Source organism: Ruegeria sp. YKSD163, from assembly GCF_059612905.1.
The window spans coordinates 15,147-39,927 of sequence record NZ_JBXWRM010000017.1 but is presented as its reverse complement, the minus strand read 5'-3'; the positions used below and the strand labels follow the sequence as shown (position 1 = coordinate 39,927).

The following is a 24,781-nucleotide window of genomic DNA, read 5'->3' as shown; positions in this document are numbered from 1 at the left end:
ACTCCCGCCGGAGGCATGGATTTTTCGAAGAAAAATCTATCGCGGCACCTTGAGACCGCTGGGGACAGTGTCCGGAATGCCAAGACGTCCGGTCAACGCAACCGGATCTGTCAGCGTATCGAGAAAGGCCAGCAGCGCATCGACCTCCGCTTCGGTCAGCCGGATCGGCTCCAACCGGTTCGCGTCGGCAATCGCCGCCATCTCGACCGGATCATCCAGAACCGCCTTGTCGCTGGCGAAACCACCTTCCGGCAATACCGCCGAGGCGATATCATAGGCCTCAAGGCTGGCCAGCGGGTCGAGATGGTGCTCGACCACCGCCCGCAGGCTGGCATAGGCACCGCTATGCCCATAGGGCGCGGTTGCCGCCACATTGCGCAGCGAGGGCGTGCGAAAGGCATAGGCATCGCCCGGATCACCCGTCACCCGCATCCGCCCGATATCGCGATTGTGGCGCTCGAACCGTGCCGCCTTACCCGGTCCGATCTGCGGCATGGCGATGGCGTGAAACCCGTGATCGGTCTGGAACTGGCCCGCATGGCAGGTCGCGCATTGCGCCTTGCCATAGAAGAGGTCCATGCCCGTTCTGGCCGCCTCGGGCAGCCCCCCCTGCCCCCGCAGGAAACGGTCGAACGGGCTGTCATCGGCGCGCCATTCGAACACCATGAAATCGGCAATCACATTGGCAATATCGGCAAATGTCACCGGGCGCGGCCCGATCACCGCGTCGAAGGCGCGGCGGTAGTCCGGGATCGCCTCGATCCGCGCCGCCAGGATCGCCCAGGCCCCGCCTGGGCCGGTGAGCCTGCCTTGCCGCACCGCCTGGGCCACGTCGTTTTCCGAGTAATGCCCGGCCATCTCGTCGCCCGAAAGCACCGGGAACATCGCCTGCGCGGCCAGCGCCGTGGCGAATCCCTGCTCCATATCCGCGCCCAGCGGCGTGCGGATGCCCGAGGGACGGGTCAGGTCGCTTTCCAGCCGGCCGTCGTGAAAGAAATGCGTGAACTCCGCCGCGCCGAGGTTGAACAGCGCCGGCGCGTTGCGCGGAATGCGTTGTTCGGGCGGGTTCTCCGGGTCGAGGCGCATATCGGGCCCGATCCCTACCGCGCCGTCGCCCAGGCCCAGCGACACCCCGTCCGAAGTGCCGAAGCGCGGATGGTGGCAACTGGCGCAGGCGACAGACCGGTTGCCGCTGAGGATCGGGTCATAGAACAGAAGCTGCCCCAGCCGTACCGCGTCCATCCCGGGTTCGGCAAACACAGCATCGGCGCGCGGCAGCGGATCGGCCAGCAGCGGGCTGGCCGCGATGGTCAGCAGCGCGATCAGCCGTCTCATGCCGGGTCCTCCTCGTAAATGCGCACTGTCGTGCGCTGGCGATAGGGCTGCTCCGGCGTCACCAGAGGACAGGGAAAACCCGGCGTGTTCACCGCGTTGGGATAGCCCTGCGGCTCCAGACAGAGGCCCGCAAAGGGCGCGTGGCTCTGGCTCGGCAGCGGGGTATGCTCTGCCGTCAGGTACTGGCCGGTATAGAGTTGCAGGCAGGGCTGGTCGGTCTCGATCTCCAACACCAGTCCGTTGCCGGTCACCCGCGCCTGCCCCCGGTCGAGCACGAAGTTCATGTCGAGCCCCTGTCCCTCCGGGTCCGCCTCGGAGATGCTGCGCCCGGCGCGGAAGTCAAAGGGGCACCCCATGACCGGGGCAACCTCGCCGGTCGGGATCTTGGCCGCGTCATTCGGCGTGTAGCGGCTGGCGGGCAGGGTCACGTGGAAATCGCGACAGGTCTCGGCTCCCAGCGAATAATAGGAATGCTGCGCCAGGTTCAGCAGGGTCGGACGGTCGCTGACGGCACGCATGTCATAGGTGAGCGCGTCACCCTCCAGCCGGATGGACACCGTCAGGTCAAGCCGCCCGGGGTATCCGCCCTCGCCATGCTCGGATACGAGTGTCAGGCGCACCGCGCGGGTGCCGTCCGCCTCCATATCCCACAGGCGCGCATGTAGCCCCTTCGGCCCACCGTGGATATGGTTCGGTGCCTCGTTGGCGGGCAGGTCGTACCGCACCCCGTCCAAAGTGAACCCCGCGCCCGAAATGCGGTTGGCCACCCGGCCCGCGATGATCCCCAAACTACTCGGGTTATGCGCATAGTCCGCAGGGCCGGCATAGCCCAGCACCACCGGCACCCGGGTTCCACGCAGCGGCACCTGCCAGTCCTGGGTGATACAGCCCCGGTTCAGGATCGCGACCGAAACGTCGCCATCCTCCAGCACGTGCCGCCGGATACCGCCCCGGTCAGACAAAGCGGTTCACGTGGTTTTCCAGCATCTCCTGCCGGCCCGAGCACGGTTGCGGGTCGATCTCGCCCGCCAGCACGCGGGCAAAAAGACTGTCCAGATCGCTCTCCAGGATGCCCTGACCATGGTCGCTGTCCCACCCGGCATAACGGTCGCGCAGCGCGGCCTCCAACCCGCCATCCTCGATCATCGCAGCGGCAGCTTTCAGCCCCCGCGCGCATATGTCCATGCCACCCACATGGGCCGCGATCAGGTCGGTTGCATCCAGCGACTGCCGACGAAGCTTGGCGTCGAAATTGGTGCCGCCGGTGGTGAACCCGCCCGCCTTCAGGATGTGGTAATAGCACAGCGCCACCTCGGGCACGTTGTTGGGGAACTGATCGGTGTCCCAGCCCGACTGGTAATCGTTGCGGTTCATGTCGATGGACCCCAGCATCCCCTCGGAGGCGGCCACCGCGATTTCGTGTTCGAACGAATGCCCGGCCAGGATCGCATGGCCCTGCTCCAGGTTCAGCTTCACCTCGCCCTCCAGCCCGTATTTGCGCAGGAAGCCGATGCAGGTGGCCGCGTCGAAATCATATTGGTGTTTCGAGGGTTCCTGCGGTTTCGGCTCCACCAGGATCGCGCCCTTGAACCCGATCTTGTGCTTGTAATCCACCACCATGCTCAGGAACCGGCCCATATGGTCCAGCTCGCGACCCATGTCGGTGTTGAGCAGCGTTTCATACCCCTCGCGCCCGCCCCAGAGGACATAGTTCTGCCCGCCCATCCGGTGGGTGGCGTCCACGCAGGTTTTGACCGTCGCGGCAGCATAGGCAAAGACGTCCGGGTCGGGGTTGGTCGAGGCCCCCGCCATCCAGCGGCGGTGGCTGAACATGTTCGCGGTGCCCCACAGCAGGCGGGTCTTGCGGCTTTCCATTTTCGCAAGGAAATAGTCGATGATTTCCTCGAAATTCCTCAAGGACTCGGCGAATGTCGCAGCTTCGGGGCGGATATCGGCATCGTGCCAGCAGAAATAGGGCACGCCCAGGATATCGAACATCTCGAACGCGGCATCGGCCTTCAACTTGGCGCGCGCCATGTCATCTTGTGGCTGCCAGGGCCGGATCAGGGTCTGGCCGCCAAATGGGTCGCCCCCCTCCCAGGCGAAGGAATGCCAATAGGCCACGGCAAAGCGCAGGTGATCCTCCATCCGCTTGCCCATGACCATTTCGTCAGGGTCATAGTGGCGAAACGCCAGCGGATTGGCGCTGTCTGCCCCCTCGTAACGGACGGGGGCGATATCGGCGAAGAACTCGGTCATGGCATGGCTTTCAGCTTGGGGTACGAAGCGGCGTAGTCCGCGTGGGCCTGGGCGTAAGCCTCGATCAGGTCGGTGCGGGGGTCGATGGTTTCGGCAATTGGCGGGTGGGTCATCACCTGAGCGGGATCGGCCCCGGTGACGCCGCAAATGGCGAGACGCGCGGCGCCCAGCGCGGCGCCGAAATCGCCCTGTTCGGGCAGGTCGAGCGGCAGGCCCAACGCTGTAGCCAGCAGTTCCACCCAATATCGCGAGCGGGTGCCGCCGCCGATGGCCAGAAGGCGCGGCAGATCGGCGCCGGTGGCTCGCAGGGCATCGAGACTGTCGCGCAAGGCGAAACTGACGCCTTCGACCACGGCGCAGGTCAGGTCGGTTCGGTCCTGCGCAATGTCGAGATGCAAAAAGGCGCCGCGCACAGCGGCATCGTTGTGCGGGGTCCGCTCGCCGGAGAGATACGGCAGGAAGCGTACAGGACCGGGCGCGCCCAACGCGCCCAGCTCGGCGGTCAGGGTCGCGGGCTCGGCGCCGGTGATCCGCGCCAGCCAGTTCAGGCTGTCGGTCGCGGCCAGGATCACGCCCATCTGGTACCAGCGCCCCGGCACCGCGTGACAGAAGGTATGCACGGCGCTGGCGGGATCCGGGTAAAACCCGTTTCGCGCCGCCAGCAGAACACCCGAGGTGCCCAGCGAGACAAAGCCGTCGCCCTCGGCCAATGCCCCCACACCGCAGGCGGCGGCGGCATTGTCGGCGCCGCCCGCCACCACCTGCACGCCATCGGGCAGGCCCAGGCCCGCGGCGAGGTCGCGGCGCACCGGCCCGACAATCCCAGTTCCCTCGCGCAGGTCCGGCATCTGGTCACGGCGCATCCCGCCCGCCTCGAGCAACCGGTCGGACCAATCTCGCGCGCCCACATCCAGCCAGGCGGTACCGGCGGCATCGGACATTTCGGACCCCAAGATGCCGGTCAGCCAGAACGCCAGATAATCCTTGGGCAGCAGCACCTTCGCCACGCGGGCAAAAGATTGAGGCTCGTGCTTTGCAAGCCAGGCCAGCTTTGGTGCGGTGAAGCCCGGGAACACGATGTTGCCGGACAGATCGCGCACCGCCTCCATCCTGTCCAGTTCCGCCGCCTCGGCATGGCTGCGGCTGTCATTCCACAGGATCGCGGGTCGGATCACCGCGCCCGCCTCATCCAGCAGTACCGCGCCATGCATCTGCCCGGACAGGCCCAGACCCGTCACACGTTCCATCGCAAGCGGATGGCGCTGCGCCAGCGAGACCAGCGCCGAACGCGCCGCCGCGACCCAGACGGCGGGCGCCTGCTCGCTCCACCCCGGGTGCGGGTGTTGGGCCGTCAGTGCCGCCTCGGCGCTTTCCAGAACGCTGCCGTCCGGCCTTACCAGCACCGCGCGCACCCCCGATGTGCCCAGATCGAGCCCTATGAACATGTCGCCTCCCCAGCCGTTGCCAGAGCTTTGCGCGATTTAATTTTGGTGTCAAATTAAAAAGAATGCCACCTTGCCCCGGATTGGTCACAGTCGCGTCGCAAAACCGTACCCCGGCAACGATATCGAGGCGCAAAGAGAGATTTTGCCATACCCCTGCCCGCACCCATGCTAGGACAGGGCCACCTGCGCGGATCAGACTAAGGAGAGCAGACCCGGTGCGCATCACGTTTCTCAGCCCACGCTCGAACCTTTCGGGCGGCCTGCGCGTGATCGCGATCTATGCCCGCATGCTACATGCGCACGGACATGAGGTGACCATCGTCACTCCGGCCCGGACCCCGCCCAGCCGCCGGCAGAAACTGCGCGCGCTGTTGCGCGGACAGACGCCCAACCCGCCAGAGCCACCCGGCCATCTCGACATTCTGGACCTGCCGGTGATCGAAACCGCGCGGGCCGATTTCCATGTCGACCCGGATGAAATCCCCGATGCGGATGTCATCGTGGCGACCTGGTGGGAGACCGCCTTTGCCGCCGCCGCGATGCCGCCCGAAAAGGGACGCAAGTTCTACCTGATCCAGCACCACGAAGTGCATGACTTCCTGCCCTGGCAAGTGTCGCGTGCAACCTATTACCTGCCGCTGACCCCCATTGTGATCTCGAACTGGCTGGACGGCATTCTGCGCCAAACTTATGGCCGCGACGACGCGCTGCTGGTGCCCAATGGCATTGACCTGACGCAGTTTCACGCGCCCGAACGGGGCAAGGCCACCCGCCCCACGGTCGGGTTTCTCTACAGCCCGCACCCGATCAAGGGGTCGGACACCGCGCTGACCGCCATTGCCCTGCTGCGGCAACGCTTCCCCGACCTGCATGTGGTGGCCTTTGGCGCCGAACCGGTGACGCCGGATATGCCCTTGCCCCCCGGAACCGACTATCACCTGCGCCCCGCGCAGGAGCGGATCCGCGACATCTATGCCGCCTGTGATGTGTTCCTTTGCGCCAGCACCGCCGAGGGGTTCTTTCTGCCGCTGCTCGAGGCGATGGCCTGCCGGACGCCGCTGGTCTCGACCCGCGTAGGCGCCGCCGAGGACCTGATCGAGCCGGGGGTGACCGGCTATCTGGCCGATGTGGGGGATGCGAGTGCCTTGGCCGAGGGCGCCGCAGATATCCTGTCGCTGCCCGATGGCGACTGGCGCGCCATGTCCGCACGCAATCACAAGATCGCGCAAGGGCAAAGCTGGGACCATGCCTGCGACCTGCTGGAAGCGGTGCTGAGCGGCGAGGGCCTGTCATGAGTGTCGATCTGGTTCTCATCGGCCGGAACGAGGGCGACCGGCTGATCCGCGCCCTGCGCGCTGCGCGCGGTCAGGCGCGCCGCCTGATCTATGTGGACTCGGGCTCGACCGATGGCAGCGTCGCCGCCGCCCGGGCCGCAGGCGCGTTGGTGGTGGAACTGGACATGTCCATCCCCTTCAGCGCCGCCCGCGCCCGCAATGCGGGGTTCGAAGCCGCACAGGCAACGGACCCGGCCCCCTTTGTACAGTTCATCGACGGCGATTGCGCGCTGGTGCCCGGCTGGCTCGCCGCCGCAGAAGCACGGTTGAGCCAGGACGACACGCTGGGCCTTGTCACCGGCTGGCGCTCGGAAATCGCGCCCGAGGCGAGCCTTTACAACCGCATCTGCGACCATGAATGGCGCCGTCCAGCTGGGCCGATCGTGGCTTGCGGTGGCGACATGATGGTCCGGGCCGAGGCCTTTGCGCAGGCGGGCGGCTTCGACCCCACGGTGATCGCCGCCGAGGATGACGATTTCTGCCTCAGGCTGGCGCGCGCCGGCTGGCAGCTGGAACGCCTGCCGCTGGAGATGACGCGGCATGACGCTGCCATGACTCGTTTTGCACAATGGTGGCGACGCGCCGTTCGTGCAGGCCATGGTTTTGCACAAGTTGGCCTGCGCCATCCGGGCCATTTTCGCACCGAACAACGCCGGGTGCTGGCCTGGGGCCTTGTGCTGCCACTGATCGCACTGCTCGGCGCCACGCAGAGCCCGGCGGTGCCGGTGCTGGTGGCGCTGCTCTATGCCCTGTCGTGGCTGCGCAGCGCCAAGAGCCTGCGCGCCGAGGGGATGCCCGCCACCGAGGCCCGCAAACAGGCGCTGCTGTTGACCCTGTCGAAATTCCCCAACCTGATCGGCATCGGCAAATACTGGCTGACGCATCTTGCGCGCCGCCGCCCGCGGATCATCGAGTATCAGTGAGACCGTCATGACCACGCCCCCCCTTCGCATCGGACTGATCGGCGCCGGCTATATCGCCGCCTGGCACGCGGATGCCCTGTGCGCGGTGCCGGGTGTCGAACTGACAGCCATCTGCGACCCCAACATGGCCCTGGCCGAGGGGCTGGCCGCCGCCCATGGCGCGCGTGCCTTTGGCGATCTGGACGATCTGATCGGGGCGGGCCTGTGCGACGGGGTGCATATCCTGACCCCGCCCGACCTGCATCACCCCTTGGCGCTGCAATGCCTGCGCGCGGGCCTGCATGTTCTGGTCGAGAAACCGGTGGCGCTGAACGCCGCCCAGACGCAAGAGATCGAGGAAGCCGCGCGCGCCGCTAACCGCCGCTTTCACGCCGGTCACAACTTCCTGGGCCTGCCTTCGTACACACGGCTGAAACGCGAGATCCGGCGCGGCGCACTGGGCCGCGTCTCGGGCGCCGAGATCCGCTGGTGCTATCCGTTCGGCCCGCTCAGGGCGGGACCGTTCGGCATCTGGCCGCTGCGCGATACCCGCAATCTGATGCTGGAATTCGGCCCGCATCTGATGAGCCTGGTAATCGACCTGTTCGGCCTGCCCGAGATCGAACATGTGGCGCTGTCCAAACCGGTAGCGTTGCCCGGGGCGGGCACCCGGCCGCAGGACTGGGGCATCCTGGCCCGGGCGGGCGAGGTCGAGCTGGTGCTGATCCTGTCGCTGGTCGAAACCGCGGATGACCGCTCGGTGACGATCCGCGGTTCCTCGGCGCGGGCGCGGCTGGACCTGGCCGCCGACACGCTGGTCATCGACGCCGAAAATACCGCCGATCTGGTGGCCAACCCGCTGCTGCGCCAGTTATCGCTTGCCCGTCAGCACCTGTTTCAGGGCAGCACCAACGCGGCCCGGCAACTGACCTCGTTCAACCGCAGATCGCCTTACGCGCTCAGCTTTCGTGGCCTCGCCCAAGGCATCTGGGAGCCGGTAGCGCGAAATGCCCCGGCCGATCCGCGCTGGTCGGGCAGTTCCGCCGTGGCGGTGATGACAGCACTTGATGCGGTGCTGGCCAAGGTGGACTGGCCCACGCCGGTGCCCGCCAAACCCAGCCGCAAACCGGCGCCCAGCGCGATGGTGATCGGTGGCACCGGCTTCATCGGCCGGGCGCTGACCCGCGAACTGGTGGCGCGCGGCAACGATGTGCGGGTGATCTCGCGCGGGCGGCAGGGACCCTTTGCCGATCTGCCCGATCAGGTCGAGACGGTCTCGCTATCGCTGCACGACACAGACGCGCTGACCCAAGCGATGGTGGGGATCGACACGGTCTACAACCTTGCGCGTTCCACCGACAGCAGTTGGGAGGATTGCCTGCAAAACGACGTTGCCGTGGCCGAGGGCATCGGCAAGGCGGCGCTGTCGGCAGGGGTGCGGCGGTTGGTCTATACCGGCACCATCGCCAGTTTCGACATGTCCGATCCGGCGGTGACGATCACCGATGCCACACCGCTGCCGGGCGAGATGGAGGACCGCAACCTCTACGCCCGCTCCAAGGCCGAATGCGAACGCCGCCTTTTGGCGCTGCACCGCAAGAGCGCCCTGCCGCTGGTGATCGCGCGGCCCGGTATCGTGCTGGGTGCGGGCGGGCCGCTGCAACATTGGGGGATCGGCCGCTGGCACGGCGCCGGGGCGGTACGGCTGTGGGGCAACGGGCGCAACCCGCTGCCCTTTGTGCTGATCGGCGATTGCGTCGACGGGCTGATCCGCTGCGCCGAGGCAGAGGGGATCGAAGGCCGCGCCTTCAACCTGGTCGGCCCGCCGATCCTGAGCGCGCGTGACTATTTCGACGCCATCCATGACCGGCTGGGCGCCCGTATCCGGGTGAGCGGCGGCAACCTGTCGCTGATGTATGCCACCGACTGGGTCAAGTTCCAGCTCAAGACCCGGGTTCTGGGGCGCAGCGGGCTGACCCGCCCCTCTCGCGCCGACTGGCTGTCGCGCGCGCATCAAAGCCGGTTCGACATCTCGGGCGCGCAAGCCGCGCTGGGCTGGCAACCGGTCAGCGATGCCGACGCTTTCCTGACAGGTGCTGTGGACGAGGCTGGGCTGCTGGGGTTCTGAGCCTAGCGCCCGCGCAACCGCAGCGCCCGCACCATGTGGCCGGGCAGAATCGCCGCGCAACGCGCGTAGCGCGGCGCAAGGCGCAGCGGATCGGTCAACATCCGCCACAACCATTCCAGCGCCAGTTTCCGCATCCACAGCGGCGCCCGGCGTTGGTGACCACCCAGAAAATCAAGCCCCGCCCCGACCGAGGCAAAGCCCACCCCGGGCGCCAAGGCCCGCCCGCGCAGCGCCAGCCGCTCTTGCCGGGGCGCGCCCAGCGCAAGGAAACACAGGCCGATACGCCGCGTGGCCAGTTCCATCAAGATCGTCTCGGCCGCCGCACCCTCGGGGTCGAAGCCGTATTCTGGGGCATGGGTCCAGGCAATGTCCAACCCAGGTGTCTCGGCCACAAGCACCCGCTTGGCATCCGCCAGCGCCACATCCGAACTGCCCACAAGCGCCACCGGCACCCGCTCGGCCGCGGCCAGCGCGCAAAGCGGGCGCACCAGATCCGAGCCCGGCATCAGTTCAACCGGGCACCGCGCCAGCCGCGCCAGCGCCACGATGGGGCGGCCGTCGGCCACCACCAGATCCTGCCCGGCATAGGCGCGGGCAAAGACGGGGTCGCTGCCCAGCTTGACCAGATGATCGAGGTTGATCGTCGCCAGGGCAAACCCCTCGCCCGCGCGAAACCGGCGCCCCACCTCGCCCATCAGCGCCTCGCGGGTCGGCATGTTGACCGTCACCCTGTCCTCGCCAAAACTGAATTCCATCGACCCGCCTCCGACTGCCCCTGCATTGATTAGCCGCCGGCGCGTCCTCAGGCCAGCCCCTGCTGCGAAAGCGAACCGATCCTGCCACCGGATCGCCGCATTCGCGCGCTACCCCGGGACAAGCGGGCGCTGCCCTGTTAGGCTTTGCCCATCCGCATGCGACCCATAAGGCAGGAGCAGATGCCCAATCCCGTCGCCTATCTGATGCTGATGCTGTGGCCGATTGCCTGCGCGTTCCTGTTCACGCGCCTGCCGCTGCAGCGCGCCATCATCTGGGGCATCCTGGGGGCCTATCTGATCCTGCCGCCGGTGGCCGAGTTCGACCTGCCGCTGGTCCCGTCGATGAACAAGGATTCCATTGCCGCTGTCAGCACCTTCCTTGCCTGCCTCTTTGTGGCGCGCAAGCGGGTGCCGCTGATCCCCGACAGCTGGCCGGTGCGGGTACTGCTGTTCAGCTTTGTCCTGTGCGCGGTGCCCACGGTGCTGACCAATCGCGAGCCGCTGATCTTTGAAATGGCGATGCAGGCCGAGCCGATCCGCTTTTTTACCAATTACGTGCCCGGAATGGGCCTGCGCGACCTGTTGTCGATCATCCTGAGCCAGCTGATCATCCTGTTGCCCTTCTTTCTGGGGCGGGCGCATCTGGCGGACGAGGCGGGGTTGCGCAATCTGGTGCTGGCCATGGCGGTGGCGGGCCTGGCCTATTCACTGCCCTCGATCTTTGAAATCCTGTTCGCCCCGGTGCTGAACATCTATATCTACGGCTTTTTCCAGCACGACTTTAACCAGATGATCCGCGAAGGTGGATTTCGCCCCATCGTGTTCCTGCCGCACGGATTGTGGCTGGCCTTCTTCATGACCACGGCGGTGCTGTCGGTGGCCGCTCTGACCCGCCACAGCCGCGCCAAGATGCGCGAGCGCTGGGCCGGAGCGCTGATCTACATGCTGCTGGTGCTCAACGCCTGCAAGAGCCTGGCTGCACTGGGCTATGGTCTCGCGCTGACGCCGGTGGTGCTGTTCCTGCGGCGCAAGGCGGTGCTGCGCATCGCGCTGGGTATCGCGGCGCTGGCCATCGCCTATCCGGCGCTGCGCAATATCGGGGTCATCCCGCTGGATGCGATTCTGGAACGTGCCGCCGCGATCAGCGCGGAACGGGCACAATCGCTGGAATTCCGCTTTACCAACGAGGAGCAATTGCTGGACCGGGCCCATCTGAAACCCTGGTTCGGCTGGGGCGGCTGGAACCGCAACCTGGTGCTGGATGACGAGACCGGACTGATCGTCACCATCCCCGACGGCGCCTGGATCATCGCTTTCGGCACCTTTGGCTGGGTCGGATACATTGCGAAAATGGGCCTTCTTGCCGCGCCGATTGCCATGATGACCTGGCAATCCCGCAAAATGAAATCGACCGAGATCTCGGATTTCGCCGCGCCGCTGGCCCTGATCCTGGCCGCCACGATGACCGACATGTTGCTCAATGACACGCTGACGCCGTTTACCTGGCTCTGCGCCGGGGCGGTGCTGGGATATGTGGAACAGCTGCGCCGCCCGGTGGCAGAGCCGGGGCGCCGCCAACAGGCCCGCGCGCCCGTCCTTGGCCGGCATGTCCCCAGCGACGAAACCCGGCCCGTTCTGTGACGCGGCCGCCCCAGAGCCGCCTGAAATGACCACCAATTGTCCCCATTCAGGCCACAAAATTCAGAAAGAACTGGGTTTGTTCCTAAACTTGGAGCGAACATATTCCAAACCCGCTAGACTTTGTGTCACGAATACAGGTGGTTAAGCGCGGTACGGGTGAGATTGTTAAAATTAGAGACTTTCCGCCCCCTGCGGCGCTCTCTAGATTGGGTGTGGGTAGGCGGGCTGATGTGAACGAACGGGATCGTTTGGTCTGGCCATGGCAACGCGTGAAGTAAAGTTCGAACAGGATGACATCGCCATAGTCGGTATGTCCGTCCATGTCCCCGGCGCCCAGTCGGCGGCGGAATTCTGGCAGAATCTGAAAGCCGGGATCGAATCGATCCGCGTCCTTGATGACGCGGCGCTGCTGGAGGCGGGCGAGCGCCCCGACCGGCTGGCCGATCCGAATTATGTGCGCGCGGCGGCGCCGCTGGACGGGTTCGACCGCTTCGACGCCGATTTCTTTGGCTTCTCGCCAAAAGAGGCGGCCATCCTCGACCCCCAGCACCGGCAATTCCTGGAAACCGCCTGGGAGGCGATGGAGGATGCAGGCCACCCGCCCGAGACCATCGCCGGGCCCATCGGCGTCTATGCCGGCTGCGGCATGGGCAGCTATTTCTATTTCAACATCTGCTCGAACCCCGGCCTGGTCGACGATGTGGGCATGTTCCTGTTGCGTCATACCGGCAACGACAAGGATTTCCTGTCCACCCGCGTCAGCCATGTGTTCGACCTGCACGGGCCAAGCATCAACATCCAGACCGCCTGTTCCACCTCGCTGGTCGCGATCCACTATGCCTGCAAGGCGCTGCGCGAGGGCGAATGCGACATGGCGCTGGCGGGCGGGTCCACCATCGAACTGCCGCAGGGGCGCGGGTACCTTTACAAGGAGAACGAAATCCTCAGCCCCGATGGCCATTGCCACGCCTTCGACCACCGGGCGCAGGGCACTGTGTTCGGCTCGGGCGCGGGCGTGGTTGCGCTGCGACGGCTCAAGGACGCGCTGGCCGATGGCGACCATATCTGGGCGGTGATCAAGGGCAGTGCCATCAACAATGACGGCGCCGACAAGGCCGGATATCTGGCGCCCTCGGTCGGCGGCCAGGCGCAGGCAATCAGCGCCGCGCTGCAGGCGGCGGATGTGCCAGCCGAGACCATTGATTACATCGAATGCCACGGGACCGGCACCTATCTGGGCGACCCGATCGAGGTCTCGGCCCTGACCCAGGCCTATCGCGAACAGACCGCCGAGAGCGGATTTTGCAAGATCGGCTCGGTCAAGACCAATATCGGCCATCTCGACACCGCAGCCGGGGTTGCGGGCTTTGCCAAGACCGCGCTGGCGTTGCATCACAAACAGATCCCGCCTTCGCTGGGATATGAGGCGCCGAACCCGGCGATTGATTTCGAGACCAGCCCGTTCCGCGTCAACGACCGGCTGACCGACTGGACCCCGCACAAGGGGCCACGCCGGGGCGCGGTGAACAGCCTGGGCGTGGGCGGCACCAACGCCCATGTCATCCTGGAGGAGGCGCCCGAGCGCGCCGCATCGGACGAAAGCGAGTTTCCGTTCCAGATCCTGTGCCTGTCGGCACGCTCGCGCGCCGCACTTGATGGCAATGCCAAGGCGTTGGCCGGCTGGCTGCGCGCCAATCCGGACGTCAATCTGGCCGATGTGGCCTATACACTGAAAGAGGGCCGTCGCGGGTTCGAGAAACGCCGCGTGCTGGTGGTCGAAACCGCCGAAGAGGCCGCCGACCTGCTGGAACAGGGCGATCCGCGCCGGGTGTTCACCCATGACGCGCTGGGGGCCGGGGCCGATGTGGTGTTCATGTTCCCCGGTGGCGGGGCGCAATATGCGGGTATGGCGCGCGATCTCTACGAGGTCGAGCCGGTCTTTGCCGAATGGATCGACCGGGGGCTGGAGCATCTGCAAAAGAGCCTCGATTACGATATCCGCGCCATCTGGCTGCCCGAGGGGGACACGGCCGAGGCCAATGCCCGGCTGCAACAGCCCTCGGTGCAGCTGCCGCTGATCATGATCGTGGAATATGCGCTGGCGCAGCTCTGGCTCAGCTGGGGCGTGCGGCCCGCAGCCCTGGTCGGCCATTCCATGGGCGAGAATACCGCCGCCTGTCTGGCCGGTGTGATCGGGTTCGAGGATTGCATCGACTTGGTGCTGCTGCGCGGACGGCTGTTTGACACCGTGGCGCCGGGCGGCATGCTGTCGATCTCGCTGCCGCTGGACGAGGTACAGGCGCTGATCGGCGAAGATCTGGACATTGCCAGCGTGAATGCCCCCCGCCTGACCGCCGTCAGCGGCCCACAGGCGGCTCTGGACCGGCTGGCCTCAGTGCTGAAGGCCCGCGAGGTCGAGTATCAGCGCATCCAGATCGACATTGCCGCGCATTCGCGAATGCTGGAGCCGATCCTGAAGGACTACGGCGATTTCCTGCACAGTCTCACCCTGAGCGCGCCGCAAATCCCGATCCAGTCGAACCGCACCGGCGCGGTGCTGACCGAGGCTCAGGCCACCAGCCCCGACTACTGGGTCGCGCAGCTGCGCAACACGGTGCATTTCGCCGATTGCATCGACGCGCTGTCGCAGGGCCGCGACCGGGTCTTCCTCGAGGTGGGGCCGGGCAAGGCGTTGAGTTCGCTGGCACAGATGTGCCCGGGCGTGACCCCGGGCCAGGTGCTGAGCTCGTTGCGCCACCCCGATCAGGAGATAGCCGACGATGCCTATTTCCTGGGCATGATCGGTCGGCTCTGGGCCTGCGGGGTCGAGGCCGACTGGCCCCAGATCTGGGGCGAGGCGCACCGCCGCCGCCTGCCTTTGCCGACCTATGCCTTTCAGCGCAGCCGCTATTTCATCGAGCCCGGCACCCGGCAGGTCGAGGCGCCGCGCGCCCTGCCCGCGCGCAGCGACGACCTGACCCAATGGGGCTGGCGTCCGGTCTGGCGTCCGCGTCTGGCTGATTGCGATATCGACACGGCCACCGAGCTGGCCGAGGCCGCGCCGCGCAACTGGCTGTTCTTCATGGACGAGACCGGGCTGGCCGAGGAAGCCGCGCAAAGGCTGGAGGGTGCTGGCCATCATGTCACCCGCGTCCGCTCGGGCGACAGTTATGCGCGCCTTGACGATGGCAGCTATACGCTCGCGCCCGAACAGGGGCGGATGGGCTATGACCTGTTGCTGCGTGATCTGGACGAGCAGCAGTGGTTGCCCGACCGGATCGGTCATTTCTGGCTTGTGACCGAGGCGGAGCGCTTTCGCCCCGGCTCGAGCTTTCATGACCGCAACATGGAACACGGCTTCTTTGGGCTGACCTGGCTGGCGCAGGCGCTGGGGCAGGTGGTCCTACCCGGACCGCTACATATCACCGCCTTCACCTCGGGCGCGGCGCGGCTGCGCGACGAGGGGCTGGTCTATCCCGAAAAGGCAAGCATCGCCGGGCCGATCGGAGTGCTGCCGCATGAAATGCCGGGACTGACCTGTGCGACCGTCGATATCGAACTGCCCGCCCGTCTGCGCCCGCCGCTTTTCGCGCGGCTGCGCGGCTCGGCGCCCGAACAGGACGAGGACCTGACCCCGGCGGTACTCGAAGAGCTGCTGGCCGAACCCGGCAACTCGATCGCTGCCCGGCGCGACGGCAAGCGGTACGCACGCAGTTACCGCCCCGCGCCACTGACCGATGCAGGGCCCGCGTTCCGCGATGGTGGCACCTATCTGATCACCGGCGGTTTCGGCGGTATCGGCCTCACGCTGGCCCGCCACCTGATGGACCACCACGGCGCCAACGTGATCCTGCTGGGGCGTGATCCGCTGCCCGCCGACCGCGCCGCCTGGCTGGCCGGGCACAGCCCCGCCGATCGCACCAGTCGCCGCCTGCGCGCCCTGGCCGAGCTGGAGGCGCTGGAGCGCGGCGAGGTCATGGCGATTGCCGCCGATGTGGCGAATATCGACCAGATGCGCCGCGCGCTGAGCCTGGCCGAGGACCGGTTCGGCGCGCTCACCGGCGTGATACATGCCGCCGGCCATATCGCCGACGGCCCCGCACTGGCCAAGACCGAGGCCGATCTGCACCGGGTCCTGTCGCCCAAGATGACCGGGCTGAGGGTGCTGGACGAGCTGTTCCCCGACGGGGTGCTAGAGCTGATGGTGCTTTGTGCCTCGTCCTCGACCGCCAGCCGCCCGGCGGGGCAGGTCGATTACGTGGCTGCCAACGAATATCTCAACGCCTTTGCCGACAGCCGGCAGGGCGGCGCAACCCGGGTGGTCGCGGTCAACTGGGGGGTCTGGGCCGATGTCGGCATGGCCGCCGATGCCCGCGCCGCGCGGCTGGGCACCGGTCACGACACCGCCCGCAGCCCGACCGGGTTGCCGCTGTTGCACGAGGCCGGGTTTGACGAGGCGGGCAACCGCCTGTTCGTCTCGCGGCTGAGCGCCGAGGATTGGGTGTTCGACGAACACCGCACCGCCGATGGCACCGCGCTCTTGCCCGGCACCGGCTATCTGGAACTGGCCGCCCAGGCGCTGCACGCCCAGGGCATCACGCATCCCTATGACATCCGCGATCTCTATTTCTTCCGCCCGCTCAGGGTGAACGGCACCCCGCGCGAGGTGGTAGTCCGGCTGGAAGACGCGCCGGACGGCGTTGCCTTTTCCGTCTGGAGCGCCCTGCCCGGTGGCGGCTATGCCCAGAACGCGCAGGCCCGGCTAGTGCCCGCGCCCGAAGCACAGGTCGAACCGCTCGACCTGGCTGCCATCGCTGCGCGCTGCCCCGAGGCACAGAGCGCCGCGCCCGACGTGGTGCTGCACAGCCCGCAGGAACGGCACCTGCAATTCGGCCCGCGCTGGCAGGTGCTGCGCGCCACTGCGCGCGGCACGGATGAGGGGCTGGCCCGGCTTGCCCTGCCCGAGGCCTATCGCGGCGATCTCGACAAAGGCTACCGGATGCATCCCGGCTTGCTCGATCTGGCCACCGGCTGGGCCATCGAACTGGCCGCTGGTTATGATGACACGGCGCTCTGGGTGCCAGTGTCCTACCGTGCGATCCGGGTCCATGCGCCGCTGCCTGCCGAGATTCGCAGCTGGATGCGCCTGACGGCGGATCAGGCCGCAGTGGCGGGGCATGCCTCCTTCGACATCACCCTGAGCGATGCCACGGGCGCCGTGCTGGTCGAGATCGAAGGGTTCCAGATGCAGCGCACCTCGGGCACCATCGACCTCAGCGATCCCGAACGCGCCGATGCGGATGCCGCCGCGCTGGGGCTGGAGCCCGCACGGAAATCAACGCCGCTCTCGCCCGAGGAACAGCGCCTGCACCACAACATCGCCCAGGGCATCCGCGCAGAGGAAGGCGCCGAGGCGCTGGTGCGCGCATTGGGCACCGGCCTGCCGCAACTGGTGGTCAGCTCGCTTGACCTGCCGCGGCTGATCGCCGAGGCCGATCAGGTCGCCGCCCCGGCGGAAACCGGGCAGAGCTTTGACCGGCCCGAGCTGGACACCGATTATGTGGCGCCCGCGACCGAGACGGAAAAGACCTTGGCCGGGTTCTTCGAGACCCTGCTGGGGGTCAGCAAGGTCGGCACCCAGGACAGTTTCTTTGACCTTGGCGGCCATTCTCTGATCGCGGTGCGCCTTTTTGCCCAGATCAACCGCGCCTTTGCGGTGGAGTTCCCGATCTCGCTGCTGTTCGAGGCGCCCAGTGTCGCCGCCATTGCCGAGCGGATCGACGCACGGCTGGGCCGCAGCAGCGCAGGCGACACCCCGGAAACAGCCGAAGCCGCCGCGCCCGAACTGACCCACGTGGTGCCGCTGCATCAGGCGGCGGGTGGCCATTCTAGCCCGTTCTTCGTGGTGGCCGGCATGTTCGGCAATGTCCTCAACCTGCGGCACCTGGCGCTGATGCTGGGTCGCGACCGGACCGTCTATGGCCTGCAAGCGCGTGGGCTGGTGGGCGATGCCGCGCCGCATGAAACCATCCCCGAGGCGGCGCGCGACTATATCGCCGAGATGCGTCAGGTACAGCCGCACGGCCCCTATCTGCTGGGCGGTTTCTCGGGCGGCGGCATAATCGCCTATGAGATCGCGCAACAGCTGCGCGACGCGGGCGAAGAGGTGGCGTTGCTCGTACTGCTCGACACCCCGCTGCCGCAGCGCCCACCCCTTGGCCCCCGCGACAAGGCCTTGATCAAGCTGCAACAATTCCGCCAGCGCGGCCCGCGTTACTTGGTCGATTGGGTCAAGGCGCGTTTTGCCTGGGAAGTGCAGCGTAGACGCGGCCCGGTTCAGGACGGCGGCGGCGGTGCCTTCAACAACACGCGGATCGAGGCGGCCTTCCTGCGCTCTGCTGCGGGCTATGCGCTACGGCCATGGGAGGGTGCGACGGTGCTGTTCCGGCCGCCGCTGGAACGGCTCTGGCAGGTGTCGGGCGGCAACTGGGTCAATCATGAGCGCCACTATGTCTATCCCGACAACGACTGGGGCCGCTGGATCGCCGAACTCGAGGTGATCGAGGTGCCCGGTGACCATGACAGCATGGTGCTGGTGCCCAATGTCTCGGTCCTGGCCGAGCATCTGCGCGGCCAGCTCAACGCCATCGACAGCCCCTGCGCCCTGCCGCATGCGGCGGAGTGATCCCATGACCAGCGCAACCGTCTTGACCGTCATCCTGAACTACCGCACGCCCGACCTGACGATCAGCGCCTGCGAAGCCGCCATGCGCGAGATGCAGGATCTGCCCGGCGAGATCGTGGTGGTCGACAATGCCTCGGGCGATGGCTCGTTCGAGAAGCTTTCAAAGGCCGCCACCGACTATGGCTGGCTGGCCAGCGGCAAGCTGCGGCTGGTGCAAAGCGGGCGAAATGGCGGTTTTGGCGCGGGGATGAACGTGGGCATGAACGCGGGTCTGTCGAACGGGGCCGCGCCTGATTTCTATTACCTCTTGAATTCGGACGCCTGGCCCGATCCGGGCTGCATCCGGGGCCTGCGAGATTTCCTGCTGGAAACCCCCGATGCGGGACTCGCCGCCAGCGCCGTGCGCGGCATCGACGATGATCCGCACCGCACCGCCTTTCGCTTTCCCACCGCCGCGGGCGAATTCGAGGCGGCCGCCCGGACCGGCCCGCTGAGCCGGTTGCTGCGAGACCGTATTATCGCGCCCCCCCTGCCCGAGCGGCGCACAAGAGTCGATTGGGCCTCGGGTGCCAGCCTGATGATCCGGCGCGAGGTGATTGCGGCAACCGGTGGGTTTGACGAACGCTTCTTTCTCTATTTCGAGGAAACCGACCTTTGCCATCGCGCCCAGGCCGAGGGCTGGAGCACGCATTACCTGCCTGACGTGGGCGTGGTGCATATCGGCTCGGCCAGTACCGGCATGAAAAGCTGGAACCGGACCCCGCAATACTGGTTCGATTCCCGGCTTCACTATTACCTCAAGACCCATGGGCGGGCCTATGCCGCCGGTGCCACGCTGGCGCTTGTGACCGGTGCTGCGATCTGGCGCCTGCGCCGTCTGGTGCAGGCCAAGCCGCAAGCCGACCCCGACCGTTTCCTGACCGATCTGGTCAGCCATGCGTTGCGCGCCGCGCTGGGCCGGTCAAGTACCGCCCCCACCCCAATTGCCGCCATTCCGGAGGACAGCAGATGAGCCTGACCCATGTCGTGATCGGAAACGAATCCCTGTTGATCGGATGCAGCGAGATGCTGCTCGAGCGCGGGCACCGCATCGCCGCCGTCGTTTCCACCGATGCCGAAATCGCCACCTGGGCGCGGGGCAAGGGCCTCGCCCATATGCGCGAGATCTCGGAACTGGAGCCGCATCTGGCGGGCGCCGGGTTCGACTGGCTGCTTTCCATCGCCAACCTGCGGGTAATCCCGCAGGCGGTGCTGACCCTGCCGCGTCGGGGGGCGGTCAACTTTCACGACGGACCGCTGCCGCGCTATGCCGGGCTGAACACTCCGACCTGGGCGCTGATGGCTGGTGAAACCCGCTATGGCGTGACCTGGCATCTGATCGAAGGCGGCATCGACGAGGGCGACATCCTGGCGCAACAGATGTTCGACATCACCGAGGATGACACCGCGTTCTCGCTGAACTCCAAGTGCTATGGCGCGGCGCTGGACAGTTTCGCACGGGTGGCCGACCAGCTGGAGCAGGGGCTCGAACGGCAGGCGCAGGATCTGAGCCAACGCAGCTATTTCGGGCGCGACGCCCGGCCTGCCGCCGCCGGGCGGCTGGACTTCACCAAACCCGCCGCCACGCTCGCCGCGATGGTCCGGGCGCTTGACTTCGGTGATTATGCCAACCCGCTGACCTGCGCCAAGATCGTGGCCGGTGGGCGGGTGCTGGCTGTTGGTCACGCCCTTGCCGAAGGCCGCTCGGGCGCGCTGCCGGGCACGGTTCTGTCCACCAGTGCCGACCGCCTGACCATTGCCTGTGGCGAGGGCGATCTGGTGCTGAGCGGATTGCGCCCGCTGGATGGCGCGCCGGTCGATCTGACCGCGCTGACGCCCGAGGGGCAACGCCTGCCCGCGCTTTCTGCCACCGAGAGCGCTGCGCTCGACCATGCGCTTGCCGCCGCGCTACCCGCCGAACGGCATTGGCGCCTGCCTCTCGCGGCGATGCGACCGTTGCCTGTGCCGCTGGCCAGCGGTGACATGGCCGGCACGCCGGCGCCGCACCGTCTTTCGGTTCCACACGGTCTGGGCGAAGCCGCTCTGATGGCCTCGGTCGTCGTCTGGGCCTTGCGGAGCAGCGGCGAGGACTATGGCGATCTGGCCTTGACCACCGGCGCCATGCAGCAGGCCGCCGCAAACGGCTATGTCAGCGGTTGGGTGCCTTTGCAGGCGGCGCTGACCTCGACCCGCGCCGACCTGATAGGCTGGGTCGAACAGACGGCCCAAGCCGCCCGCGCCAAGGGCGCGCCCCCCGCCGACCTGATGCTGCGCGACCCGCGCATTTCCCACCGGACCATACCACAAGTGGCGCTGGCGCTGGATGGCGCCGGGCCGGTTCCGGGGGCGGTACTAACCGTGGCGCTGGACCGGGGGCATGCCACGCTTTTTGCCGATGCCGCGCGGCTCGACCCGCGCCAGACCGAGATCCTGGCCCGGCGGCTGGAAACCGCGATGCATGCGATGGGCCGCGCGCGCGACACCGATACCGTCTCCGCGTTGCCGGTTCTGCCGGCGTCGGAACGCTCGACCATGATCAGCGACTGGAACCGCAGCGCCCGCGATTACGACCGGACGCTGACCATACACCATGCTTTCGAGGATCAGGCCGCCCGCACACCCGAGGCCCCGGCGCTGGTCTTTGAGGGGCAAACGCTCAGCTACGCAGCACTCAATGCCCGCGCCAATGCGGTGGCCGCCCGCCTGTGTGAAATGGGCGCCGGTCCGGGCAGCCATATCGGCATCTATCTCGACCGCGGCCCCGAGTTGTTGATTGCGGCGCTGGCCGCGCTCAAGGCGGGCGGCGCCTATGTGCCGCTCGACCCCGCCTATCCGGCCGACCGTATCGCGCACTACGTTAGCGACAGCCGCGCCGCGATCATCGTGACCAATGGCGCCCGCGCACAAAGCCTGCCCGACACGCAGGCGCAGATCCTCGACCTTGGCCCGCTGGCAAATGCCAGACAGCCCGAGAATGTCGATGGCGGTGCCAGCGCCGACGATCTGGCCTATGTGATCTATACCTCGGGCTCGACCGGCACACCCAAGGGGGTGATCGTCGAGCACCGCAATGTGGCCAATTTCTTTGCCGGGATGGACGACCGTATCGATCATGTCAATGGCGGCGTCTGGCTGGCGGTCACCTCGCTGAGCTTTGACATCTCGGTGCTGGAACTGTTCTGGACGCTGGCGCGCGGCTTCAAGGTGGTGCTGAGTTCCGACGAGAACCGCGCCGAAGTCTCGAAAGGCCCAATCGCGGTCAGTGACCGGCCGATCGACTTCAACCTGATGTATTGGGGCAATGACGACGGGCCGGGGCCGAAGAAATACGAACTTCTGCTCGAAGGCGCGAAATTCGCCGATGCGCACGGGTTCAACGCGGTCTGGACGCCGGAACGCCACTTCCACGCCTTTGGCGGCCCCTATCCGAACCCCTCGGTGACCGGCGCGGCGGTGGCTGCGGTGACAAAGAACCTGAGCGTGCGCGCGGGCTCCTGCGTGGCGCCGCTGCACCATCCCGCACGCATCGCCGAGGAATGGGCGGTGATCGACAACCTGACCGGCGGGCGCGCGGCACTTGGCATAGCTTCGGGCTGGCAGCCTGACGATTTCATCCTGCGCCCGGAAAACACGCCGCCGCGCAACAAGCCCGCCATGTTCGAGACCATCGAGACCCTGCGCAAGCTCTGGCGCGGTGAAGCGGTGGAGTTCCCCAAGGCCGATGGCAGCATGCATTCGGTCGTCACCCAGCCGCGACCGGTGTCCAAGGAACTGCCGCTCTGGGTCACCACCGCGGGCAACCCGGAGACCTGGCGCGAGGCCGGGTCCATCGGCGCCAATGTGCTGACCCACCTTCTGGGCCAGAGCATCGACGAGGTGGCCGACAAGATCCGCATCTATCACGCCGCCCTGCGCGAGGCGGGCCATGACCCGGCCAGTTTCAAGGTGACGCTGATGCTGCACACCTATCTGGCCGATACCCGCGAAGAGGCCGCGCGCATCGCGCGCGAGCCGATGAAGGATTACCTGCGCTCGGCCGCCGGGCTGATCAAGCAATATGCCTGGGCCTTCCCCGCGTTCAAGAAACCCAAAGGGGTGACCAACGCCTTTGAAATGGACCTAGGGGTGCTGAGCGGCGACGAGTTGGAGGCGATCCTTGATTTCGCCTTCGAGCGGTATTTCGAGGACTCAGGCCTGTTCGGCACCATCAACGATGCGGTTGCCCGCGTCGAACAGCTCAAGCGCATCGGCGTCGACGAGGTTGCCTGCCTCATCGACTATGGCATCGACCCCGCCGTGGTGCTGGAGGGGCTGAAACCACTGGCCGAGGTTTTGAGGCGGGTCCGCGCGCCCAGCGCGCTGGCCGAGGATGATTTCTCGCTCGCGGCCCAGATCGTGCGCCATGGGGTGACGCATATGCAATGCACGCCCTCGATGGCGCGGATGATCGCCATGAACGACGAGGCGCGCATGGCGCTTGGCCGGGTCAAACACCTGCTGCTGGGCGGCGAGGCGTTGCCGGGCGACCTGGTCGAGGATCTGCGCGAGGCGACTGGCGCCCGTATCCTCAACATGTACGGGCCGACCGAGACGACCATCTGGTCCACCTGCGCGCTGGTGCCACCCCGGGTAGAGGGCACGGTCGATATCGGCCAGCCCATCGCCAACACCACCGTCTATGTGCTGGACAGCAGCGGGCAACCCTGCCCCATCGGCGTGCCCGGAGAGCTGCATATCGGCGGCGAAGGGGTAACACGCGGTTATTGGCAGCGCCCCGAACTGACGGCCGAGCGGTTCCCGCGCGATCCCTTTGCCGCCGAGGCCGGTCTGACCGTGACCGCCGCACCGCAGATGTATCGCACCGGCGATCTGGTGCGTTGGCGGGCCGACGGGCAGCTCGATTTCCTGGGGCGCAGTGACCATCAGGTCAAGATCCGCGGCCAGCGGATCGAACTGGGCGAGATCGAGGCGGCAATGGCCTCTTATCCCGGTGTCACCGGCGCGGTGGTGATCGCCCGCGACATCGGCGGCGACACAAGGCTGGTGGGCTATGTCACCACCGGCGGGCCGGTCTCGGATGCAGCCCTGCGCGCGCATCTGGCCGCGCGCCTGACCGAGGTGATGGTGCCCGCCCATATCGTGACGCTCGACGCGTTTCCGCTGACGCCCAACAAGAAGATCGACCGCAAGGCCCTGCCCGAACCGGTGCAGCAGCGCGCCGCACCCAACGCCCCCTCGGAACCCGTCAGCGGCGCCGAGGCGCAGATCGCCGCGATCTGGTCGCGCATCCTGGGCGTCGGTGATATCCGGGCCGATGACAACTTCTTTACCCTTGGCGGGCATTCCCTGCTGGCGGTGCAGGCCCATCGCGAGATCCGCGCGGCGCTGAACGTGCCGAACCTTCCGATCACCGACATCTTCCGCTTTCCCACGCTGGGCGGGCTGGCCGCGCATCTGTCACAAGGCAGCACCCCGGACGCGCCGACACCGCCAACCGTCGACAGCGAGGAACGCGCCAGCACGATGTCGCGGCGGCGGGCGATGCGGGCCAACCGGCAGGAACGTGTTCGGTGACAGGGGAGGCGGCCACCGGGGCGCTGATGCTGGCGGCGCCGCTGCTGGATACGCGCGTGGCGCTGGCCGCGACCGACCCCGCCGGGCCGCATCAGGCCTATCCCGAAGAACTGGCCGCCCTGTCCCGCGCCACCGCCAAACGGCAGCGCGAGTTTGCCGCCGGGCGCGCCGCCGCCCGCCTCTCGCTGCGCGAACTGGGCGCCCCGGCTTTGGCGATCCCTATGGGAAACGACCGGGCGCCGGTCTGGCCACCGGGGCTGGTGGGCAGCATCACCCATACCGACACCGCCTGTCTGGCCACCACCGCATGGGAGGGCGAGATTCGCCTCCTCGGTCTGGACATGGAGCCCGACACGCCACTGGACACATACCTGTTGGAAACCGTGTGCACCCCCGCCGAACGCGACTGGCTGGCCAGGCAGGACATGGCCGGGCACTGGGCCAAGCTGATCTTCTCGGCCAAGGAATGCGCCTACAAGGCGCAATACCGGCTGAGCCGCGCCCTGATCGGGTTCGACGCCATCGCGGTCAGGCCCGATCCCGTCAGCCAGAGCTTTGCCGCCACCTTTCAGACCGATGTACCGCCCTTTTCCAGGGGTGAAACACTGCACGGGCGTTTTGCGCGCGGGGGCGGGCTGATTATCACAGTACTGGCCGTTGCCGCGTGAAATCCGAATGAGGTTA

The 24,781-nt window shown here is 67.0% G+C and carries 13 protein-coding genes; 8 read left to right on the top strand and 5 right to left on the bottom strand.

Annotated elements, in window-relative coordinates:
• Nucleotides 1–36 precede the first annotated feature (36 nt).
• From AC2FNA_RS19090 to xylB, 4 genes are read right to left on the bottom strand one after another with little or no spacing between them, the layout of a single operon-like run.
• On the bottom strand, nt 37–1,335 hold the full coding sequence (locus AC2FNA_RS19090) for a cytochrome-c peroxidase (RefSeq protein ID WP_496829257.1): 1,299 nt from the start codon (nt 1,333–1,335) through the stop codon (nt 37–39).
• Nucleotides 1,332–2,297: an aldose epimerase family protein gene (locus tag AC2FNA_RS19085; RefSeq protein ID WP_496829255.1), complete on the bottom strand. Its 966-nt coding sequence runs from the start codon at nt 2,295–2,297 to the stop codon at nt 1,332–1,334. The genes AC2FNA_RS19090 and AC2FNA_RS19085 overlap by 4 nt, the downstream gene beginning before the upstream one ends.
• The gene (gene xylA, locus AC2FNA_RS19080; RefSeq protein WP_496829253.1) at nt 2,290–3,594 is read right to left on the bottom strand and encodes a xylose isomerase; all 1,305 of its coding nucleotides are present in this window, start codon (nt 3,592–3,594) and stop codon (nt 2,290–2,292) included. Before xylA ends, AC2FNA_RS19085 begins: the two co-directional genes overlap by 8 nt.
• Nucleotides 3,591–5,039, bottom strand: a complete 1,449-nt coding sequence (gene xylB, locus AC2FNA_RS19075) for a xylulokinase (RefSeq protein ID WP_496829251.1) — start codon at nt 5,037–5,039, stop codon at nt 3,591–3,593. Before xylB ends, xylA begins: the two co-directional genes overlap by 4 nt.
• A gap of 215 nt (nt 5,040–5,254) precedes the next feature.
• On the opposite strand from xylB, the gene AC2FNA_RS19070 reads away from it, so the two are divergent.
• From AC2FNA_RS19070 to AC2FNA_RS19060, 3 genes are read left to right on the top strand one after another with little or no spacing between them, the layout of a single operon-like run.
• Entirely contained in the window at nt 5,255–6,334 is a 1,080-nt protein-coding gene (locus AC2FNA_RS19070; RefSeq protein ID WP_496829249.1) for a glycosyltransferase family 4 protein, read from the top strand.
• Complete coding sequence (locus tag AC2FNA_RS19065) at nt 6,331–7,296, top strand: glycosyltransferase family 2 protein (protein ID WP_496829247.1); 966 nt, start codon at nt 6,331–6,333, stop codon at nt 7,294–7,296. The genes AC2FNA_RS19070 and AC2FNA_RS19065 overlap by 4 nt, the downstream gene beginning before the upstream one ends.
• Nucleotides 7,297–7,303: 7 nt before the next feature.
• Nucleotides 7,304–9,403: an NAD-dependent epimerase/dehydratase family protein gene (locus AC2FNA_RS19060; protein WP_496829245.1), complete on the top strand. Its 2,100-nt coding sequence runs from the start codon at nt 7,304–7,306 to the stop codon at nt 9,401–9,403.
• 2 nt (nt 9,404–9,405) lie between these two features.
• Here the strand turns inward: AC2FNA_RS19060 and AC2FNA_RS19055 are convergent, their stop codons facing one another.
• Entirely contained in the window at nt 9,406–10,158 is a 753-nt protein-coding gene (locus AC2FNA_RS19055) for a WecB/TagA/CpsF family glycosyltransferase (protein WP_496829243.1), read from the bottom strand.
• 180 nt (nt 10,159–10,338) lie between these two features.
• On the opposite strand from AC2FNA_RS19055, the gene AC2FNA_RS19050 reads away from it, so the two are divergent.
• From AC2FNA_RS19050 to AC2FNA_RS19030, 5 genes are all read left to right on the top strand, one after another.
• Complete coding sequence (locus tag AC2FNA_RS19050) at nt 10,339–11,799, top strand: hypothetical protein (protein WP_496829241.1); 1,461 nt, start codon at nt 10,339–10,341, stop codon at nt 11,797–11,799.
• Nucleotides 11,800–12,058: 259 nt separating this feature from the next.
• Nucleotides 12,059–18,484 (top strand): type I polyketide synthase, encoded by a 6,426-nt coding sequence (locus tag AC2FNA_RS19045; RefSeq protein WP_496829239.1) that lies wholly within the window; start codon nt 12,059–12,061, stop codon nt 18,482–18,484.
• A 4-nt stretch (nt 18,485–18,488) separates the two neighbouring features.
• Nucleotides 18,489–19,496, top strand: coding sequence for a glycosyltransferase family 2 protein (locus AC2FNA_RS19040; RefSeq protein ID WP_496829237.1), 1,008 nt, complete (start codon nt 18,489–18,491; stop codon nt 19,494–19,496).
• Nucleotides 19,493–24,097, top strand: a complete 4,605-nt coding sequence (locus tag AC2FNA_RS19035; protein WP_496829235.1) for a MupA/Atu3671 family FMN-dependent luciferase-like monooxygenase — start codon at nt 19,493–19,495, stop codon at nt 24,095–24,097. Before AC2FNA_RS19040 ends, AC2FNA_RS19035 begins: the two co-directional genes overlap by 4 nt.
• Nucleotides 24,094–24,765 (top strand): 4'-phosphopantetheinyl transferase family protein, encoded by a 672-nt coding sequence (locus AC2FNA_RS19030; protein ID WP_496829233.1) that lies wholly within the window; start codon nt 24,094–24,096, stop codon nt 24,763–24,765. Before AC2FNA_RS19035 ends, AC2FNA_RS19030 begins: the two co-directional genes overlap by 4 nt.
• Nucleotides 24,766–24,781 lie beyond the last annotated feature (16 nt).